Origin of the sequence: Pedobacter steynii (assembly GCF_900103665.1) — a bacterium.
Taxonomy (GTDB): domain Bacteria; phylum Bacteroidota; class Bacteroidia; order Sphingobacteriales; family Sphingobacteriaceae; genus Pedobacter; species Pedobacter steynii.
In genome coordinates this window covers 514,075-534,105 of the sequence record NZ_FNGY01000002.1, presented here as the reverse complement: position 1 = coordinate 534,105, position 20,031 = coordinate 514,075, and the positions used below count along the sequence as shown (strand labels likewise).

Here is a 20,031-nt window from a genome sequence, read left to right as displayed (position 1 = left end):
CATACATTGCCAGTTTAAGTTGATTGTTGACTAAGAACCGCCAGGCTTTACCAGAAGTGCGTTACGACCGCACTTCTGATTTTTTGACAGCTCATTTTTTGTTTTCAGGTGTTTTTATTATTTAATCACACGGATCCTCCTCCCTTCGATTTTAAAACGGACATTGGATGTCAGCTCCAGATATTTTAATACTTCTGAAAGCGGTTCATTTCTGGAAATAATCCCTCCAAAGGAGTCTTTCGGCAACTTACCTTCGTAAACAACCTGCACATCATACCAACGCTGCAATACCTGCATCACTGCAGTGATGTTATCATTTTCAAATACAAACCGGTTATCTTTCCAGGCTGCAGCTTTTTCAACGTTCACATTGTCAACTATAATTTTTGTCCCATTCACAGTCGCCTGTTGTCCAGGAACTAACATGGTATTGTTTATTTTGATACTTCCCTCCAGAAGCGTGGTTTTTGACCGGACTTCGTCTGTGTAGCTGCTGATATTGAAATGAGTACCCAATACGGTTACCATCTGATTCTTGGAGTTTACAATAAAGGGCTGAGACTTATTCTTGGAAATTTCAAAATAGGCCTCACCAACCAGTTCAATATTTCGTGTTTTTGCCCCGCTAAAAGTTGATGGGAATTTGATTGATGATGCAGCGTTTAACCAGACTTTACTTCCATCGGGAAGGATAAACTGATAGGTGCCGCCGCGGGGGGTAGCGGCGGTCATCATGCGGGATATTGATCCGGTTGCACTTACACCTACCTTACTGCCATCATTATAGGTCAGTTTATCCTGGCCTATGATCACACCTGAGTGAGCCTCACTTAACTGCATGACCTCCCCATCGCTTAAGCTAAGCGTCGCTGTATTTTTCCCTGGTGCAACGTCGTTCTGAACTGCTACTGCCTGTCTATGGTTTGAACCTGGCAAACGAAGGGCAAAGAACCAAATGCCAAAAGCAAATAATGTCAGCATAGCTGCAATGCCCGCATATTTTGGCCATAACCTGCGTTTAATAGGCGTATATAAAAGCTGGACCATGCGATCATCCAGCTTGCTTAAGTTTTCTTCAAGCCCATGGAAATCCTTATTGATACTGATCTCATGAATATACCAACTTTCAAGCATTGCCTTCTCTTTTTCAGACAAGGTGCCATTGTTGTATTTTTCGATAAGTGATTTTACATCCAGTTCTTTCATAATCGTTTAAAGAGGTCGATTATTCCCCCTTTAAAACGTCAGACAGGTGAAGGTGTAAAATGGAGTAGAAAAATTTAAAAAAAATAATAAAAGAGGATAGACAGGTTTATTTTGAGCCTTAACAGACGTACGGCATTCACTATCTGTTTTTTTACCGTGGTGTCTGAGATACCCAAGATTTCTCCAATTTCTTTGTGTGAAAGGTCTGTGTTTCTACTCATCAGAAATACCTCACGCATTTTTTTTGGTAATGCATTAATTTCCCTTTCAATAATGACTGCCAATTCCTTTTCCCTGATCAGATTATCAGTAAAGAACTCCCCTTTCTCGAAAAAGCTTTGCATCGACCGCGCGTACCTTTCCGTAATGTTCCTGTGTTCAATAAAGTTAAACACCCGGTTTCTTACCGCCCCATATAGATAATTTGCTATTGTAGTACTTAAAACAAAGTTCTTTCGCTTTTCCCACAAATTGGTAAATACTTCCTGAACAAGATCAGTAGCATCATCCTGGTTTTTTATGATCCGAAGCGCATGGAGGTACAAGTCGGCTTTATACCTGTTATAGACAAAAGCAAATACTCCCCGCTCTCCTTTTTTTAAAAGAATAGCCAGTTCCTGATCAGTGTTTGTAGCATATACAGACATAGTTTTTATTTAGCCTTTGTAATTGTAATGATACAAATTAATAAAATTTTATACAAACAGGGATATTAATCTCCTGGTGATCCGAATTAGCCTGACCTTCATCATCTATAAAAACCGCATTAAACCTTAATCACTGATTAACATCATTTTAATGGCAAGAAGGTTTCTTTGAAATACTAAAACGCTTAAGCAGAAACAATTAATTACCTATCTTAATATTTAAATCAAACCCTAAATCACGATGAACATCAATCCCTTAAAAGTCCAGTTAATCCTGGCCGCAGCCATTTCATTTACCGCCTGTAAAAAGCAAACCTCCGAAAATGCACCACAGCAGATCAGATTGGAAAAATCTGCTATGGCCCTTCCTTCTGTCGCCAGCTTTACCATGAACAACTGGATGGGCGCACTATCAGACACGATGAGCCTTGCCCAGCTATCCATTCCCGGTACGCATGATTCCGGTGCCAGGAATGAACCCATTTCCGGAACAGCAAAAACACAGAACTTAAGTATCGCAGATCAGCTGAGCGCTGGAGTAAGGTATCTGGACATCCGCTGCAGACACATTGGCAACAGCTTCACCATCCATCATGGCGCCATTTATCAGAACTTAAACTTTGATGATGTCCTGAATGCCTGCATCAGTTTTCTAAACAGCAACCCCAGCGAAACGATCATCATGAGCGTAAAAGAAGAACACACCCCTTCTGATAACACCCGCAGCTTTGAGCAGACCTTTGATGCCTACGTGGCGCAGAATGCTTCAAAATGGGATTTAGGAAACAGCATTTCTACATTAGGAGCTGTACGTGGAAAGATCAAACTTCTGAGAAGATTCAGCACAGGAAATACCAAAGGAATCGATGCCACCAACTGGGCAGACAATACGACCTTTGAGATCAACAATCCTGCAGCCAATCTGAAGATTCAGGATTACTACAAGGTAGATGACCTGAATGCAAAATGGACAAAAGTAGAAAGCCTTTTAAATGAGGCAAAAAACAGCACAGTTAAAAAGTTATATGTGAATTATGGCAGTGGCTATAAGCCAGGGATTTTCGGAATTCCGAACATCAATACCGTAGCCAATTCTATTAACCCGAAGATCAATACTTATTTCAGTAGCGCTGCTCATGGAAGATATGGAATCATCCCTCTGGATTTCATTGACGCAACCAGAAGCCAGTTAATTGTGAACACCAATTTCTAAAAGGACGTTAACCTAAAAAGACCAGCAAATGCTGGTCTTTTTTATGATCTGTAGAAATTTTATTTATGGAAATGTGATTATTTAATCACTTCTGCCAGTTTCTTTTCCAAAGCTTCCCCCCTCAGGTTTTTAGCAATGATCTTACCGCTTGGGTCGATCAGGAAATTGGATGGAATGCTTTTTATAGCATATAAATCTCCCGCTCTTTTTTTATTGCTGCGATCCGAATCGATCAGCTGCGTCCATTGCATGCCATCGTCTTTGATGGCTTTTAACCATTTGTCTTTATCTTTTTCCTGATCAACAGATACGCCCAGCACGGTGAAGTTTTTGTCTTTATAGGCATTGTAAGCTTTTAATACATTGGGGTTTTCAGCACGGCAAGGGCCGCACCAGGAAGCCCAAAAATCCAACAGGATATACTTCCCTTTAAAATCAGACAGCTTTACAGGCTTATCTCCCATGTCCAGGTGTGTGAAATCAGGTGCTGCTTTTCCAATTGCCGTTGATTTGTTGGCTGCAATAGAAGCTGCAAAAGCCTGACCTTCCTTCGCATTGCGCTGAGCCGCTGGGAGTCCGTTAAAAAGAGGCTCTACTTTACTGATGTCAAAATATGGACCCGCTACTTTTTGCAAGGCTTCAAAACAGAAATAGGAACCAGGATTTTGTTTAACGTAAGTTACAAGGGCTTCTTTCTGACCGGCCTCTGCTTTATCCATCTTGTCTTCTATCAGCTTAACTGTAGCAGCTTCTTTTCTCTGCTCAGCGCTAAGGCCATAATATTCCTTTCTCAAGCCACTGATTGCTGTCTCCGATGCCTTTAGCAGCTCCGTGTATTTTTTATAATCCGTATTGATCGCGGAGCCGCTGATCGTCGCCGTTTTTATAGAGTCGGTCACCTTCATTAAGATCAGGCCTTTGTCCAGGTACATCGACCTCGAATCACGGCCTCTCGATTTTTTATCCGCAGGGCTATCTTTGCTCACAAAGGTCATATAAACCTGCTGAGGGCCATCAGAAGGTCCTTTGAATTCAAAAACACCGTTCTGAACAAGAGCACTGTCTTTTTTTGTTGCGCCATCTTTATAGTAATTCAGGTAAACTTTACCTCCGGCAGCGGCCGATTTAAATTTGCCTTTTAAGGTATAGGTATTGCTTTGTGCCATCGCCATGACCGGGATTGATAGCATAGTTATGATCAATAGTTTTTTCATTTTCATCAGTATATATTGTTTTTTTATGGTTATGAAGCTATCATGATCTTAATAATCATTTCGTTATGTGATCTGTAAGATCATGATGGTTTCAATAGTTTATAGGGTTAATCTTTTTTTGTAGTAGTTGATAAATTCTTTGTTGCCTTCCTCAGTTCCGCCAATCTTTTCGCCCTTTTGGAAAAAGGCCAGCGCTTTGTCTTTATTTCCATTGCGCTGATAGACCAAAGCCAGGCTCATGAGTATAGAAATATCGTTTGATTGTTCTATTCCGGGATAATTAAGCAGCCAGCCTGCAGCCTTCTCATATACTGCAGCAGGCAGATGCTCATCCATCAATATCCCTGTAGCAGACTCCATCCTGATCTCCGGAGTAATGGTTTTCGCTGTATCTAAAAAGTTGGCTTTCATGATAAAGAAAGCAGGTTCCCGGGGAATATTAAAAAGATAGGTAGACTGCTGTACCCCCGCCTCGTCAAAGAATTGGGGAATGCGGTTTAATACCGCTACAAATGCCTCCGTACTTTTGCTATTGATCGCCTTTTGCAGTTCAGGAAAAAGGCCGTAGGCCATTTTACCTTCAATAGACTTGCCATACTTCTTTTTATAAACAGGATAATTGGCCATGAAGTATTTAAAATATTTCTCCGGCATTTCAAAAGCATTCATGACTGCCCAGGCACTTTCGGCAGTCAGGTCTTTCTGTTGGTCAAGGTAACTGCGCACCACATTGCTATCCGCTTTCTTACGGTCTTTCTTTTCGCCAAAAGCCGAGAGGTAGAACGAAGGGAAATCCAGGTATTTTTTCTGACTAAAGCCTGGCACTCTCTGTTGCTGATTTGTTGTGGCATCCAGCAGCCAGCTATTCAATTTATCAGCAGCTTTATAACCGGATTCTTTCCTCAATACCTTCAATGAAGGATCAATAATCAGAAAGCTGGGATAACTGCGAACCATGTATCTCGCCGCCAAAACCCGTCCCAGTTCATCTGTTTCAGCATCCAGCTTAATGAAGCGATAGTGTTGCTGAAGCGTTGAAGCCACTGCCTGGTCTGGAAATACCCTTTGATCCATGGCCTTACATGGCCCACACCAGGAGGTAGAGAAATCTATTAAAATGATTTTATGTTGCGCTTTGGCTTCGCCAAGAATTTTGTCCCATTGGGCAGCTGCTGCAGCTGAAGGTTGCTGTGCCATGACAGCACCGCTCAGCAAGAGCAGAAAAATTGAAAAAATGGTTTTCATAATTTACAGGTTAGGATTACGGTAATTGATTTGAAGGATATTGCCAAAACCGCCAAATTTCTTGCTATAGGTACCATTAGCGATATCGCCGATAGGTAAAAGATCAAGGTAATAAAGCTCGCCTTCGGTTCCGTTGTAAGTTGCCACGACCAGGCGCGTATTGTACAATGGATTGGATTTGCCCCATTCCTGCCCTTTAAACATTTTCAAATCTTTGACTTGTGTGCCAACAGGAAAAGTGTAAACCAATCTCGCCGATTTGGCCAGCACATCGTACAGGTAAATTTTGTTGGCAACCGCATAATACAATTGCTTATTCACTCCTGAAGCGGCAAAAAGAACCGCTTTATCAATTTCAGCTGCCGCGTCCATTTTGTCCATCACACCTGCAGGTTTTTTATTATTGGGCAATACCGAGCAGAGGTAATAACTGCTTTCGTCTTTCATCACCAGGAAATACTCTGTATTCGGGCCTCTATCGCCACCGATCATCGTTTTACCTACATTACTCATGTCAAAAGCGATCCCGGTTTCCGTATTTGCAGGAAAGGTACTAAAGGACCTGCTGGTATACGTGGCATGCAGAAAACGCTTGCCATTGTTGTCGTAAAACAGGGTCCAAAACTGGTTTCCACTCATAAAATAAGGGAATACCGAGTAACCTGAAGGTCCGTTAAAACGCTCAGAATACTTTGCAATCCCCTGATTGGGTGCTAAAGTCCCGTATACGTTGCCATTGCTCACTACATACTGGTCAAAATTAACGCTGTTTACCGCGTAGGCAGGATTGGATACCGGGCTGATCGGACTTTCAAAAAGATCCGGAGATTTACCGGTAAAGGTAAAGTCATTGGCACTGAAGCGGTACATTCCCTGATCGGTAAATACATTTACATCTTCCAGTTTGCTTTGAATACCGGAAAATGCAGCCAGCGGTTTACCAGTTAAGGTAAGCCCGGGATTAGAAGTACCAATTACATCAGGAAAAACAGTTCCGTCCTGGCGCACAAAAGAAAGCTCGGCCTTTCCGCCTTTATCAGCCATCACCAGCCAGCCTTCATAATATTTACCATTCACGGTAAGCGGAAAACGGACCGATTTACGCAAAGTTGTTTTGGCATCTGTTACCGTGTATTGCAACAGATACGTCCCCGGGGCAACCAATGCCGGAACCTTCAGATTCTTTTCCGTAGAAAGAACCGTTGAAGTGGTAGCAGGGTTAATGGGCGTGATCTCCCAGCTGTTCAAATCCGCGGAGCGGTAAATTTCCCATTTATAAGTATACGGGCCACTCCCCGCTTCAGATTCAATGATGACAGGGTTAATACGAATGGTATCCCGCTGAACAACCAGAACCTCGTCTTTCGGACCGGTGATGTTCAACTCATTGACTTTATTATAATTGTATTTATTGTCTTCCTTTTTACAGGCAAACATCAGGCTGCAAATGCAGGTTCCCAATATGATTTGTTTGATTCGCATAAAGTTCGTTTTTACAGTGGAAATTCTACTTTTGCGCCATTTTCGTCTAACAATGGCCCATGCTGACTAACATATGCATCCAATGCATTTCTTAGCTTCCCTTTGATGTTTACCCATTGGGCATAACCGATGACCCCTCCCTTGGTATCCGGCCTGAAGTCGGACGTCCCAAAAACATCGATCATAAACTGATACCTTACGGCACTATACTCTCCTATATAATAAGCGATGTAACTCCAATAATCCGGTTTGATCAGGCGGTTGCTAAAATTGACCTTAAACTGAACGGTATTTGCAGTGGTCATGTCTGCCTGTCCTTTGGTGCCCACCACCAGATCTTCACTGTCCGCAATCTGCAGAACGAGCCTAACGGTCTTAGTGTTTAAGTCGTCGTTACTGAGCAATACCAGCGGATATTTCACCCGGAAAGAATCAGCAGGAAGGGAAATTTCGGGCAGTATAAAATGGCTGCCCAGGCTGGCGGTGCTCCCCGGTCCGGCAAGCACCTTAATCTTCCTTGGCTGATGGGATAGCTTGCCCACCAGGCGCATTTTAATCCAGATGGTGTCCCTGGTTTTTGGCACCTTGTTAAACTTGAAAGAATAACTGACACTGTCCTGTTCTGCACCTGATTTATAGTAAAAAGTAATGCCATCCTTTCCGGAAAACACGGCCTCCGGATCTTTTTTACAGGATGCTAAGATCAGCATCACCAATATGATTGATAGGTATTTCATGTCCTCTTGCTTTAGTTGTAATTGGGATTAAATTCGAGCTCATTGTCCGGCACCGGCACAATGTAACTGGCCTCTGTCAGGTTCCTGCTTGAAAACTGCATCCTGTTGGCGACTTTGCGCTTGTAATAATAAAACAGCTGCCCCTCCGCATAAAAATCCTTCTGGTATTCTTTAGTAATTTCATCGCTAAGACGTTGGGCAGTGATGCCTGCGGCGATTACCGGGATCACCCGTTTTTCCCGAACCTTGTTCAGGAAGATCAGGCCTTCGTCTGGTGTTGCAGCAGTTTCTGCGAGGATATAATACAGTTCAGACAAGCGCATTAAAGAAACGTTCTGATCCAGGCGGTCGTTTTCAACGGTGCCTTGCCAGGTCTGCCAATATTTGGTACAAAAATAGGTCAATCCATCTGCCTCGATCAGGTTTGCGAAACGGATATCCGTACCGCCACCTGAGCCGGTTTCGTAGAGCGTCTGAAAATCAGTCAGGATGCGGGTCAGGTTTTTCCTGTTGTCGCTAACCGACTTGAAGTAAGCATTGTCGGTTTCTACCCAGGTCCTCATGTCTTTTACCCGGATGGCAAAGACCTGTTCCGTTGAAAAGGTACGGTTACGACTGGCAGCAGGTGCAGCTACACTTTTAGGATCGATCAGGGTAAATATGCCCGAATTAACCACTTCAGTTGCAGCAGCAGCAGCATTAACTTTATCACCTCTGAATAGGTATACCCGGGCCTGAAGGGCTTTAATGGCATAATAGTTCATACGGAAGCGTCTGTTTTTTTCTGTCGAAATGGGATCTTTGCCTTTCATCAGCGTTTCGGCTGTCTTCAGGTCTGCCAAAATCAAAGCAGAAACCTCATCCACTGTAGAAGGAACTTTAGACAACGCATTCAATTCCGTACGAAAAGGAATGGCTTTTTTTGTTGGATTGGTGGCAAAGTTTGCACCGAACAAACGCAACAGGTCGAAATGCAGGTAAGCACGCAGGCCCAGGGCTTCGCCTTTTACCAGCGCAAAATGATCACCAGTAAAAATGCTTTGTTTGCCGTCTATTTTTCCGAGGATATTGTTTGTCGCAGCAATGGTATTGTAACCTTTTGTCCAGATTCCGGAGACCAGCGGAATCGCATCATTGCCTTTAAAGTTAAGGGCTACAGTAGTTGGAAAGGCAAAAACACCGCTTAAACTAGCGCTATAATTTTGTGCAATTAAACTACTGAATCCCATGGTAAGGTTATCCCCATATAACTCTCTGCCTGCCATTTGCGAATACACTCCCGTTAATGCCTGCTGAAAGCCGATTTCTGAGTTAAACAATTCCTCTTCACCAATGGTGGATTTAGGGTCCACCTCGAGGAATTTTTTACATCCTGTGCTCAGGACCAATAGCAACATGGTCAGTGTAGCATATATTTTAATGTTTGTTTTCATGTCAATACGATTCATGTTAAAAGCCTGCCCTTACGGATAAGGAGTATGTCCGCGAAAATGGATTATTTGTACCCCGTTCCAGTTGAACAGAACTCAGGGTAAACAGATCATTGGTACTTGCCGTAAATGATAAATTACTCAGTCCCATTTTCTTCACAAAGGCGTGTTTTTGAAAATTATAGCCTATGGCCGCGGAGTTCAGGTTCAGGGAATTATCGTCCTGTACAAACCTGGAGCTGAGTCTGGTGGATACGGGATTGGTTCCGAATTTGGTAAACATGGATTCATCACCAGCTTTCGTCCAGCCCAGATCGTAGGCCCTGCGGTCTACATTGAACCTGGTATCTGCACCCTGTACTTTATCTACCAGTGTCTGGTTATAAATTTGTCCGCCAAAACGATAGCTAAAAATCAAACTGACTTCCAGCCCACGGTAGTTCAGATTAGAACCAAACGTACCGTTCCATTTCGGATCGGTTACCCCGACAGCCACCTTATCGGCCGCAGCCCAGGTGAAAGTGGTGGTTCCATCTTTTTTAAGCAATACCTCTGCTCCCGTTATTGGATCTACGCCCAGCGACCGTACCACAAAAAGGGTATTGATGGCCTGCCCTTCTTCCAGAATCAGATTTGGGGTTTTCTGGAGGCTGCTTGCATTTGCTTTGGTATTGCTGGCTTTCAGTTTATTGGACAGCTCTTTGAGTATATTCTTGTTGGTTACCGCTGCCACATTAACAGACCAGATCAGGCCTTTTTGCTTGTTATCGATGATCTTATAACGGGCGAACAACTCGTATCCGGTATTCTGGATTTTGCCCAGGTTTTCGGAATAGTCTGCAAAACCATTGGAGGGAGCGAGTGAAACATTGGTAATGGTATTGTGGGTCAGGCTTCTGTAATGCTCGAAGCGCATATCCAACCGTTCCTTAAACAGGGTAACATCCAAACCGAGGTTTAAAGTACGTACATCCTGCCAACCCAGTTCTGTATTTCCCAGGCTCATGATGCTTGCACCCAGGTCTCCGTCGTAGACATTTTCCACGCCAAAGGTATAGCGGGTTTGTGCACGGTAAGCAGGAATATTAAGGGAACCTGAAGAACCATAACTGGCCCTTAACTTAAGGCGGTTCACATTGGGATTCCCTTTAAAGAAACGTTCATTATGAACATTCCAGCCCATACCTGCAGACCAGAAAGTACCATAACGCTTATTGGCGCCAAACTGAGAAGAACCATCCCTCCTTACAGAAACATCAGCAAGATAACGGTTGTCGTAAGCATAATTGGCATTTAGCAGCAGCCCTAATCTTCTCACCGTGCTTTCATCTCCGGTAGGGCGTGCATCTGGTTTATACTGACTGGCGAACAACAGGTTGTCTAACTGATCAAAAGGAAAACCTACAGTCGATATGTTATAGAAATTGCTGGAAGTGCTGGCAATATTGAGTCCTAAAGTAGAATAGATCAAATGCTTGCCAATGCTTTTGTTATAATTGAAGGTCGTTAAATTTTCAAAGCCCAGGGAGTTGTTGTTGCCAACATCATAAGAACCTTTTCGTTTCAAATCCTTTTCATTGTTAAACTGCGAATGCTGCGCCGGGAAAAAGCGGTCAGAAGAACCGGTTTGCTTATTTAAGCTAAAAGCGCTTTCCATATAAAGTGCAGGCATGATGTTCCAGCGGATCTGCAGGTTATTGGAAAGCCCGAAATACTGTGATTTATTAATGGTGTTTAAGCTTGCATCGTATAGCGGGTTGCTAAAAGTTCCGATGCTGTTGCTTTCCATGATCTTTATCGGATTGCCATTTTCATCAAAAGGTTTCCAGTAAGGGTTCATCAATGCATATTGAGAGAAAGCGCCATAAGGCGATTCATTGGATGTATTTTGAAACAGCCTGATGGAGTTCCTGAAGCGCAGTTTTTTCACGTTATAGCTCAGGTCGAACTGCCCGGAGTAATTGTTGCGGTTCTGCCCTTTCATCACGCCTTTCTGAAGATCCCCGGTCATCTGCAGACCATAGCGGATAAACTCATCTCCACCTTCTACATATACGGAAGTCCTGTTGCTCGTTCCGGTTTGTACCGGAAAGGACAACCAATCTGTATTCACTCCCGAGGCAATGGCCCTTGCCCTGCTGTTGTAAATCTCGTCCAGTGTAAATTGCTGGTTGGACTGCGTAGCGGTGTAAAAGCCGACTCTTTTTTCAAAGTCCAGTTTTTCTGAGGCATTGAGCAGGTTGTAAACAGAAAGATCCGGTGTGGTTAACCTGAAATCGTTGTTTACCGTCACCTGTATCTTTCCGGCCTTTGGGGTGATCGTGGTAATCACCAGAACCCCATTTGCTCCCCTTGAACCATAGATCGCAGTTGCAGAAGCATCTTTTAAAATCGTCACCGATTTGATCATGTTCATATCAAGGTCAAAAATTCTTTGGGAACCTACCTGGAAACCATCAAGGATGAACAAAGGTGCATTCGGGTTGTCCGCAAACTCGCCTGTCAGGTTAGGCAGGGAATTGGCTCCTCTGAGCTGGATCTCAGGCAACTGGTTAATATTTCCACCCATCACATTGTTCGGCACCAATCGCAATGCGGGATCCAGTGCGGCAATTGCAGAAAAGATACTGTTGGAATTGACTCTTTTCAGTTCCTGCCCTTCAATTGTCCTGGCGGCACCGGTAAAATTTTCTACCGGGCGTTCAAATACCCCCATCACCACAACGTCGTTCAGCGACTGCTGATCTTCGACTAAGCGGATGTTAAACAGGAGGAAGTTTGCCAAAGGTATTTCCTGTGTTTTATAACCGATAAAACGGACGACAAGCGTTTGTGCACCATCGGGAACGTTTAGGGTAAACAATCCTTTTTCATCAGTTTGCACAGCATTCTTTGTCCCCTTAATGAGTACCGTTACGCCTGGCAATGGTTTACCATCGACATTGTCGACGACTTTTCCCCTGATGATCTTTACTGCTGTAAAGTCGTTCCGCTCACGGATCACGATGGTTTTGTTTTGTACCTCATAGGTAAATGGCTGATTGGCAAAGCATTTCTCGAGCACTTCGTTCAAAGAAGCATTGCGGGCAAATACATCTACTTTTCTGGCCAGTTTAAGCTGTGGTGTGGCATAGATGAAATCATAGCCACTTTGCTTTCTGATTTCTTTAAATACCTCTGTCAGGGAAACATTGGTTTTAGTCAGGTTTATTTTCTGTGCATAACTGCTGGCGCTTACCTGGAGCAAGCAGCTGGTTAACAGGATTACGGTTAGGTTGATTCGCATAATCAGTTTTCTTTGATCTGTATTACGAGCCAGCTGTATTACCGCATCCATAATACACAAAATAGTTTGGGCCACGCAGGCAAAATACCCGCGTTTAAATAGCGCATAAAATTTCATACATTTGAATTTTAGGTCCCTGATTAGGTTTAGGGCGTTGGTTTGGTTCTAGTTAATTATAGTGTGCGAAACATTATTCTAAGTAAATCAGATCATCTGGTCAGGGGTGGGTCCAAGCACTCCTGACCTCTTTTTGATTTACCGTTGTAGAAAAACACGTTTGTAGATTTACTGCATAACGGTAACCCTCCTTCCTTCAATTTTAAAGTGAATTTGTCCGGTGGTTTCAAAACCTTTCAGGATCTCAGAGAGCTTTTTGGTCCTGGAGATCTCTGCATCGAAGCCGTAATTGGGTACTTTGCCCTGGTACACGACATCGACGTCATACCAGCGTGCCAGTTTGCGCATCACTGTTCTGATGTTTTCATCGTAAAAGTAAAAATTCCCGTTTTTCCAGTCGAGCACCTGGTTTACATCTACTTCAGTGACATGGATATGGTTTGATACAGCGGATTGCTGACCTGGTTTGAGTATTTTGGAAGCCGTTCCGGTCGCCACTTTAACACTACCTTCCAGCAAAGTAGTTTTGATAGCGGCTTCGTCGGCATAACTGTCAATGTTGAAATGTGTACCAAGAACGGTTACTTCCTGTGCAAGCCCAGCTCTGTTGGAGCTGACCACAAAAGGTCTGGAGGCATCTTTGGCAATCTCGAAATAAGCCTCTCCGCTAAGGATTACTTTACGGTCGGTTCCGTCAAACACGGTGGGGTACTTTAAAGAAGACATCGCATTTAGCCAGACTTTACTTCCATCAGGAAGGTTAATCTGGTATTGTCCTCCCGCAGGTGTACTGATCGTGTTGTATTGTTTTGAGTTGGCAGCATTCCCTTTTCCGACTTCATAAACCAGCTCTCCATCTCTGGTTTTGGTAATGGTGATGCCCGACTGACTCGCCAGTTCGCCATTTCCGGCATCCGTTAAGGAGATTTCAGAGCCGTCTGCCAGGGTTAGAACGGCTTTATTATCGCCAGGATTTACATCATTGCCCTGATGCTGAGCAGTTAGGTTCAGATATTTATCCTTTTGATGATTGTTTGTGTAAAAATAGAACATTGCCGAAACCATCAGGATTACGGCCGCTGCGGCAGCATACCTTAGATAACTGCGGATCGGACGGATGATCGTTTGCGCTTGTAGAACAGGGCTGAGCTTTGGTTTTAGCTGATCATAAATCCTCAACATGCGTTCATCAAGCATGGCTTCCGCGCTTTGTTCATCTGGATCTTTGGCCATTCCATCTTTGACCATCACATCCTTAGCAATCACATCCGTAGCCATCCCCTCCTTAGCCATTTCTCCAGCAATCAAGGCTTTGAGTTCGCCTTCATTTTTCAGTTCACTGAAGTGCTGCATCAATAACTTAATTTCAACAGTAGTACAACGGTCGTCCAGATATTTTGCGAAAAGTGCTTTCAATTGATCCATAATTTAACAGGGCCTTTAGGGATGTCCTTATATAAACCAATACGGAGCAAAGCACAAATACATTGATGTGATTCTTGAAATATTTACAATTATTTAATAAGAAGCTAACAATCAGATAATTAAAATCTAAAATAAATGCATTTTTCCTGAGCAGCTGGTTTATAGAAAAATAATCGATATCATTGAAAATGCTTTATCACGAAATATGTAATTTAGCATAAGGGGAAAATCAGTATACAAACGTCAATGAAATTTTTGGAAGCAGAAGAATTGCAGGCTTTGCTATTGCAATTGAGGCAAGGTCATGAGCCCGCTTTTAACGCGTTGTATCTGGCCTATAGCAAAATGCTATATCAAAAGATAAACCGGGTAGTCAAAGATGAATTTGTTGCTGATGAGTTGCTGCAGGATTTGTTTTTGAAGGTCTGGAAAATGAGAGCGGACATCAGGCCCGAACAATCATTTGTTTCTTTTCTGCATACCGTGGCTAAGAACCTTGTTTACGACTATTTTAGAAAGATTTCCAAAGATAAGCGCCTCCATGAACGTTTGCTCCTGAATGCCGTAGACTATTACATGCAAACAGAAGAAGCGCTTATTGGCAAAGAAACTTCAGATATCATTCAGCAGGCGATTTCCCGGCTTTCTGAATCCCGCAGAAAAGTATTTATACTCTGTAAGATGGAAGGTAAATCCTACCAGGAAGCAGCAGATATACTTGGGATTACGGTAGCCACGGTAAACAGCCACATGGTGACTTCCATCCGTTCTATCAAAGAATACCTGCATAAGAACCAGGAAATCGGGACGATTATCATCACGCTGGCATTGTTTCGGTCCTAGATTTCCTCTGCTTCCAGGTATCCGAATTTACCAGCTGCCACATCAGCATAAGCCTGTTCAATTTCTTCAATCGTATTCATCACAAAAGGTCCTTTATGGACTGCAGGTTCATTAAGTGGCTTTCCATTCAACACTAAAAATTTAGCATCCGCTGTCGCCAGAATCTCTACTACATCACCTTCATTTTCAAACAATACAAACTGCTCTTTGCCCGCTTCGGTATCATTCAGTTTCAGTTGCCCTTCCAGGATAAAAATCCCCATGTTATCCTCGGCCGGACAATCAATTTTCATTCCCCCATCCTGATTCAAGGTTACATCAAAAAGATTCATCGGGCTATAGGTATGCACCGGACTTTCAGTTCCCTGATAACTTCCTGCGATCACCCTGACTTCGCCGTTTTCCAACGTTACTTTTTTAATCTCATTTTTCAGCAGCGTCTGATAATTGGGTTCCACAAATTTACTCGCCTTAGGTAAAATCGTCCAGACCTGGATCATTTGCAGGTTGCCTCCTTTGCGGGAAAATTCATTTTCAAAATACTCCTTATGAAGAATTCCTTTTCCGGCCGTCATCCATTGCACATCACCCGGGCCAACGATTCCGCTATGTCCGGCACTGTCTGCATGAGCTACGGCGCCCTGATAAACGATGGTAACCGGTTCTATCCCACGATGTGGATGTACATTGACCCCACGTTTCTTATCGCTCGGTTCATAATAAGTTTCCGGCTGGTAATCAATCATATAAAAAGGGCTCATTTTATCACCCAGGTCATTGCCATTTGGAAAGATGTTGATGACCTTAAAGCCATCCCCCACAGCATGGTTATAATTGCTGCTGTAAACACCTGCTATTTTCTTTTTCATTGGACTATAATTGTTTTTTATCGGTTATGAGGCTATCATAAGGTTGTATTTAACAAATTCCGGCAGTGTTAAATACAACCCTGCCGGAATAAAATTAAAATTAAACGATGGTATTATTCTGATTTATCGTAAGAAAACTGGATCCCTGCGGTACCACCTGTCTCGATAAACAATTTCATAAATCCAGGAACAGTTGCTGACCTTGCCCAGTCTCTTTGTAGCTCACAAAACAACTGCGCCACACTTACCGGTTGTGCACCAGCCTGCTCCATTCTTCTCAATGCAGCATCATGAGCAGCCAATGAAGTTCCCCCCACTGCATCAACTACCGGATAAACCTCATACCCTTCTTTTAAAGCATCCAATGTTGGGAAGGAAAGACAAGCTTCGGTCCATAAAGCAGTCATGATTAACTTCTTTCTTCCTGTCGCCTTTACCGCTTCCAAAAACTCCGCGTCTTCCCATGCATTAATCGTGGTACGGTCGTAAGAAGGCAATCCCGTCATCTCTTTACGCAACTGAGGGATGGTTTCAAAGTTTAAACCCGTCTTCACGTTAACCGTAGAAAGAATGATTGGCAAGTTATAAAGCTTGGCCATTTTTGCTACGCCGACAATATTGTTAACCAATAACTGTCTGTCCATTGAAGCAATGGAATTCACCTGAACCGGTTGATAATCGATGATGATCAATGCGGCATTGTCCGGTGTTAAAAGGTGATCATTTTTTTGATCTCTGATAGGTAAGCTACTCATGATATTTGTTTTTAATCGTAAAAGAATCTTGTTGGATTTTTAAAATTCAAGCGTTCCGAATACACCATTGGCATAGTCTGAAATTGCCTGTTCATTTTCTTCGGCAGTGTTCATCACAAAATTGTCTTTTGCGGCTACGGGTTCTTCTAAATCCTGTGCAGAAAGAAACAGGATCTGGGTATCTTCTTCCGTTTCCAGGCTGATCTCATCGCCTTCTTTATCGAAAACCAGCAGGTGATGAAAAGTGACCGGTTCGCCGTTAACGCTTAGGGATCCTTTGGTCACATACAAGAGCGTCCAGTATCCCGGGTTGGCTTTCATTTCTACCTGTTTTCCTTTTTGAATTTCGCCTACAATGGAAACGATTGGAGTAAAGCTTTTCATCGGGCCGGTCTGCCCATCGTATTCCCCGCTCACCAGCCTCAGGCTTACGCCTTCCTGTTTTAACACTTCGGGCTGTTCTGCTTTCGTGGCCGACTGATAGCTCGGATCATCCCATTTATGCGCTTTAGGAACATTGACCCAGAGCTGGAGCAATTCCTGAGTTCCACCGTTTTTCAACAACTCTTTTGTAGGTCCTTCGCTGTGTAGAATTCCTTTGCCGGCAAACATCCACTGGACATCTCCTGCTTTAACGATTTCGTCATTTCCAGCGTTGTCTTTATGATAACCTTCGCCCTGCAATTGAAAAGTTACGGGTGCAAAACCCCGGTGAGGATGCGGATGAATCCTTAGCTCCTGTCCCGGAAGAATGACTTCCGGTCCCATATGATGTAATACAATAAAAGGATTGGCAAATCTGAAATCTTTATGCGGCAGGGGTTGCCTCACCATTTCCTCTTTTGAGATTTGTTTTTCTCTTCCTAAAAGGAGATGTGCAATCTTTTTTCTCATGATAAATCTTGTTTTATCTACAACAAATTTATCGGGTAAAAAGATCTTAAAAAATAACCTAGGTTAACCAAAACAGTTAATCCAGGTTAAGAAAAATCAGGATTTAAGCTCCGGCTCTGCATGAAGCATTTTACTCAGAAATTCGGGCGTCACACCAATATAAGCGGCGACCTGTTTTTGAGAAAGGCAGTCGACCAGCGAAGGGTAACGGAGACAGAATTTTTCGTAACGTTCTTTGGCAGTCAGCCGTAGATTTTCCATGGCGCGGGTCTGGTAAGAAACCAATGATTTCTCTGCCAGGATTCTGAAGTAATAATTGAATTTAGGGATTTCCTTATACAACCTTTCCAGATTGGTTTTGGAGATCAGCAACAGCTCCGAATCAAAAAGTGCATCGATGTATAAATGACCGGGCTCCTGGGTAATCAGGCTATACATATCTCCCATCCACCAGCCTTCAGGTGCGAACTGCTGAATGTATTGAAAACCATTTTCATCCAGGTTATAACTCCTCAGACATCCGGAAGTGACAAACATGGCAAAACGGTTCACCTCTCCCTCCAGTAACAGGTATTGTTTCTTCCTTACTTTTTTGGTCTGGATATAAGAAAGAAAAAGCGTTCTTTCATCTTCAGTAAGGTGAATGTGCTTAGCGATGCTTTCTAAAAGGAGGTCATGATTCATAAGGAGGAGATCTGTAAAACCTTACGAAGGTAAGGCTTCTCCCAGGTAAAACAAAAAAGGCCTGAGGCCGAATCCCCAAACGATTCGGCACTCAAGACCTCATGAAGCAAGAAGATCTTCTGCTTATTCTCCTTTACCTACACTTACCGCTTTCTGGTAACTTTCGATCAATGCCTGGTATGGAGGCATTACTTTCGAGTAGGCAGATGCATATTCCAATGCATCATCACGGTGCCATGTTTTCTGGATTTCGCTCAACACAGCCGCAGTACTGATCGGTACCACTTCGGCCAATGCCAAACGTGCGGTAGTAATCTGTGTAGACAATGGGCTCATATCACCCGAAGCATCAATGACTGCAAATACATCAAAACCTTCTGATTTTGCAGAAATGGAAGGGAAAGCCACACAAACACTAGTCAGTACACCAGCGATGATCAGTTTCTTTTTACCTGATTTTCTAACCGCATCTGCGAAAGCCGGGGTATCCCAGGCATTGATTTCGCCATTACGCGGAATGTATACGGCATGAGGTGCGAGCTCATGAATTTCAGGCATCAATGGCCCATTAGGTCCGTTAGGCTCCGAAGCGGTAGTAAATACCGGAATATTTTCAATTGCAGCCACTTTTGCCAGAGCGGCTACGTTATTGCGTAGTGCCGTCACATCGATGTCTTTAACGGTTTGGAATAAGCCACTTTGGTGGTCGATCAAAAGAATTGCTACCTCATCAGAATTGATCCTTGTTAATACTGCCATAATATTTAAATTTTAGTTTTCATTAGTGTACATTTATCTCTATTGGTAATGAAGCGATCATCAGCGTTCATTGCTGTTTTTAAGCGCTATGCTGACGATGGTTTCAATGAGATAAAGGTAGACGCCCCCTGAAAACCAAACAATGGAGTAGATTAAGGCAAAAGGTTAATGTAGGTTAAGAAAAGTCCTTAATTTGAGATAAATTGCTGTTCTGATAATTTAAAGGGCTCTGTCCCGTCATTTCTTTGAAATGACGGTGGAATCCGGCAAGATTCGAAAAGCCACTTTCATAGCTCACCTGCTTCACACTTAAATCTCCTTTTCTCAAAAGCTGACAAGCATATTTCAGCCGTGTTTCTATCAGGAAACGCATATAGGTATGGCCAGTCTCCGCTTTAAAGTACCGGCAAAAGGAATTCGGACTGATATTGGCAATCCTCGCCATGTCTTCAATTTCTATCTTTCGCTGGAAATTGGCCATAATATAGTCACAGATCGCATGAATGGGCTTGTTTCCCGTTCCCGGCATCGCATTCGGAGTCACTGGAGCGCATATCAGATTTTTATCCGTATACAGGTTCCCGATATAGATCAATACATCCATCAATAACAAGATCCTGGCAGCTCCTTTTACATGAACAATGCGGTGCATCAGATAGCCAATGTACCGGTTCGTGCTATCCTGCAAAAAAACACCTCTTTTCGATTTTTCAAATAAAGTTCTCAGTACTGCATTTTCAGGTAAAAAGAGAAATTCAGAGCCCCAGAAATTCTCTGCAAAATGAATGACAAAGAGTTCTACCCCAGCATCGGTACGCTCGCTAAGGTGAGCTGCATCAAACTGGTGCCGGTGCACCAAACCAGGGCCAATCAGCAGGACATCTCCTTCTGCAAACCGCTGTTCTTTCTCTCCGAGAACCCAACGGCCTTTCCCCCGCTTTACATATACCAGTTCAGATTCAAGATGGTAGTGTAAAAAATTATTGATGTTTGGGGAACGGTCGAATCTCACATGAAATGAGCTTCCGAAAGTATCCGCCAATTTGATTAATGGTGGTTTCATTCTGAATGAGAAATTAAAATATTTGGTTTGCAGGTAACAAAGCCATTACACAGCTATAAAAGAACAGACCCTATTCTCATTCAAATTGCCTACAGGGAATAAAAATAGTCTTCTCTTTCTACAAAGCATACCAGATAAGTATACTTTCTATACAAAAGCATA

General features: G+C 43.1%; 17 protein-coding genes. 2 read left to right on the top strand and 15 right to left on the bottom strand.

The window, feature by feature from the left end:
• Positions 1-117: 117 nt before the first annotated feature.
• Together BLQ87_RS06475 and BLQ87_RS06470 are read right to left on the bottom strand one after the other, a co-directional pair.
• Positions 118-1,206, bottom strand: a complete 1,089-nt coding sequence (locus BLQ87_RS06475) for a FecR family protein (protein ID WP_074605318.1) — start codon at positions 1,204-1,206, stop codon at positions 118-120.
• A gap of 74 nt (positions 1,207-1,280) precedes the next feature.
• On the bottom strand, positions 1,281-1,853 hold the full coding sequence (locus BLQ87_RS06470; protein ID WP_074605317.1) for an RNA polymerase sigma-70 factor: 573 nt from the start codon (positions 1,851-1,853) through the stop codon (positions 1,281-1,283).
• Between the two features lie 241 nt (positions 1,854-2,094).
• Between BLQ87_RS06470 and BLQ87_RS06465 the strand changes: the two genes are divergently transcribed.
• Positions 2,095-3,066 carry a phosphatidylinositol-specific phospholipase C gene (locus BLQ87_RS06465; protein WP_074605316.1) on the top strand — a complete coding sequence of 324 codons (972 nt, stop codon included), beginning with the start codon at positions 2,095-2,097 and terminating at the stop codon, positions 3,064-3,066.
• Between the two features lie 77 nt (positions 3,067-3,143).
• Here the strand turns inward: BLQ87_RS06465 and BLQ87_RS06460 are convergent, their stop codons facing one another.
• The 7 genes from BLQ87_RS06460 to BLQ87_RS06430 form a co-directional block, all read right to left on the bottom strand.
• Positions 3,144-4,280, bottom strand: coding sequence for a TlpA disulfide reductase family protein (locus BLQ87_RS06460; RefSeq protein WP_074605653.1), 1,137 nt, complete (start codon positions 4,278-4,280; stop codon positions 3,144-3,146).
• 99 nt (positions 4,281-4,379) lie between these two features.
• Positions 4,380-5,525 carry a thioredoxin family protein gene (locus tag BLQ87_RS06455; RefSeq protein WP_074605315.1) on the bottom strand — a complete coding sequence of 382 codons (1,146 nt, stop codon included), beginning with the start codon at positions 5,523-5,525 and terminating at the stop codon, positions 4,380-4,382.
• Positions 5,526-5,528: 3 nt separating this feature from the next.
• Positions 5,529-7,007: a PKD-like family lipoprotein gene (locus BLQ87_RS06450; protein WP_083361722.1), complete on the bottom strand. Its 1,479-nt coding sequence runs from the start codon at positions 7,005-7,007 to the stop codon at positions 5,529-5,531.
• An 11-nt stretch (positions 7,008-7,018) separates the two neighbouring features.
• Entirely contained in the window at positions 7,019-7,744 is a 726-nt protein-coding gene (locus BLQ87_RS06445) for a DUF4843 domain-containing protein (protein ID WP_074605313.1), read from the bottom strand.
• Between the two features lie 11 nt (positions 7,745-7,755).
• Positions 7,756-9,177 carry a RagB/SusD family nutrient uptake outer membrane protein gene (locus BLQ87_RS06440; protein ID WP_172664834.1) on the bottom strand — a complete coding sequence of 474 codons (1,422 nt, stop codon included), beginning with the start codon at positions 9,175-9,177 and terminating at the stop codon, positions 7,756-7,758.
• A 16-nt stretch (positions 9,178-9,193) separates the two neighbouring features.
• Complete coding sequence (locus BLQ87_RS06435; protein WP_172664835.1) at positions 9,194-12,460, bottom strand: SusC/RagA family TonB-linked outer membrane protein; 3,267 nt, start codon at positions 12,458-12,460, stop codon at positions 9,194-9,196.
• 285 nt (positions 12,461-12,745) lie between these two features.
• Positions 12,746-14,002 (bottom strand): FecR domain-containing protein, encoded by a 1,257-nt coding sequence (locus tag BLQ87_RS06430; RefSeq protein WP_074605311.1) that lies wholly within the window; start codon positions 14,000-14,002, stop codon positions 12,746-12,748.
• A 246-nt stretch (positions 14,003-14,248) separates the two neighbouring features.
• Between BLQ87_RS06430 and BLQ87_RS06425 the strand changes: the two genes are divergently transcribed.
• Positions 14,249-14,845 carry an RNA polymerase sigma factor gene (locus tag BLQ87_RS06425; RefSeq protein ID WP_074605310.1) on the top strand — a complete coding sequence of 199 codons (597 nt, stop codon included), beginning with the start codon at positions 14,249-14,251 and terminating at the stop codon, positions 14,843-14,845.
• Here the strand turns inward: BLQ87_RS06425 and BLQ87_RS06420 are convergent.
• The 6 genes from BLQ87_RS06420 to BLQ87_RS06395 form a co-directional block, all read right to left on the bottom strand.
• Positions 14,842-15,714, bottom strand: coding sequence for a pirin family protein (locus tag BLQ87_RS06420; RefSeq protein ID WP_074605309.1), 873 nt, complete (start codon positions 15,712-15,714; stop codon positions 14,842-14,844). The two genes, BLQ87_RS06425 and BLQ87_RS06420, sit on opposite strands and share 4 nt — an antisense overlap.
• Before the next feature lie 113 nt (positions 15,715-15,827).
• Positions 15,828-16,469: a hydrolase gene (locus BLQ87_RS06415; RefSeq protein ID WP_074605308.1), complete on the bottom strand. Its 642-nt coding sequence runs from the start codon at positions 16,467-16,469 to the stop codon at positions 15,828-15,830.
• 39 nt (positions 16,470-16,508) lie between these two features.
• Entirely contained in the window at positions 16,509-17,363 is an 855-nt protein-coding gene (locus BLQ87_RS06410) for a pirin family protein (protein WP_074605307.1), read from the bottom strand.
• Positions 17,364-17,459: 96 nt separating this feature from the next.
• Positions 17,460-18,047 carry a Crp/Fnr family transcriptional regulator gene (locus BLQ87_RS06405; protein WP_074605306.1) on the bottom strand — a complete coding sequence of 196 codons (588 nt, stop codon included), beginning with the start codon at positions 18,045-18,047 and terminating at the stop codon, positions 17,460-17,462.
• A 123-nt stretch (positions 18,048-18,170) separates the two neighbouring features.
• Positions 18,171-18,806, bottom strand: coding sequence for an isochorismatase family protein (locus BLQ87_RS06400; protein ID WP_074605305.1), 636 nt, complete (start codon positions 18,804-18,806; stop codon positions 18,171-18,173).
• Between the two features lie 175 nt (positions 18,807-18,981).
• The gene (locus BLQ87_RS06395) at positions 18,982-19,869 is read right to left on the bottom strand and encodes an AraC family transcriptional regulator (RefSeq protein ID WP_074605304.1); all 888 of its coding nucleotides are present in this window, start codon (positions 19,867-19,869) and stop codon (positions 18,982-18,984) included.
• Positions 19,870-20,031 lie beyond the last annotated feature (162 nt).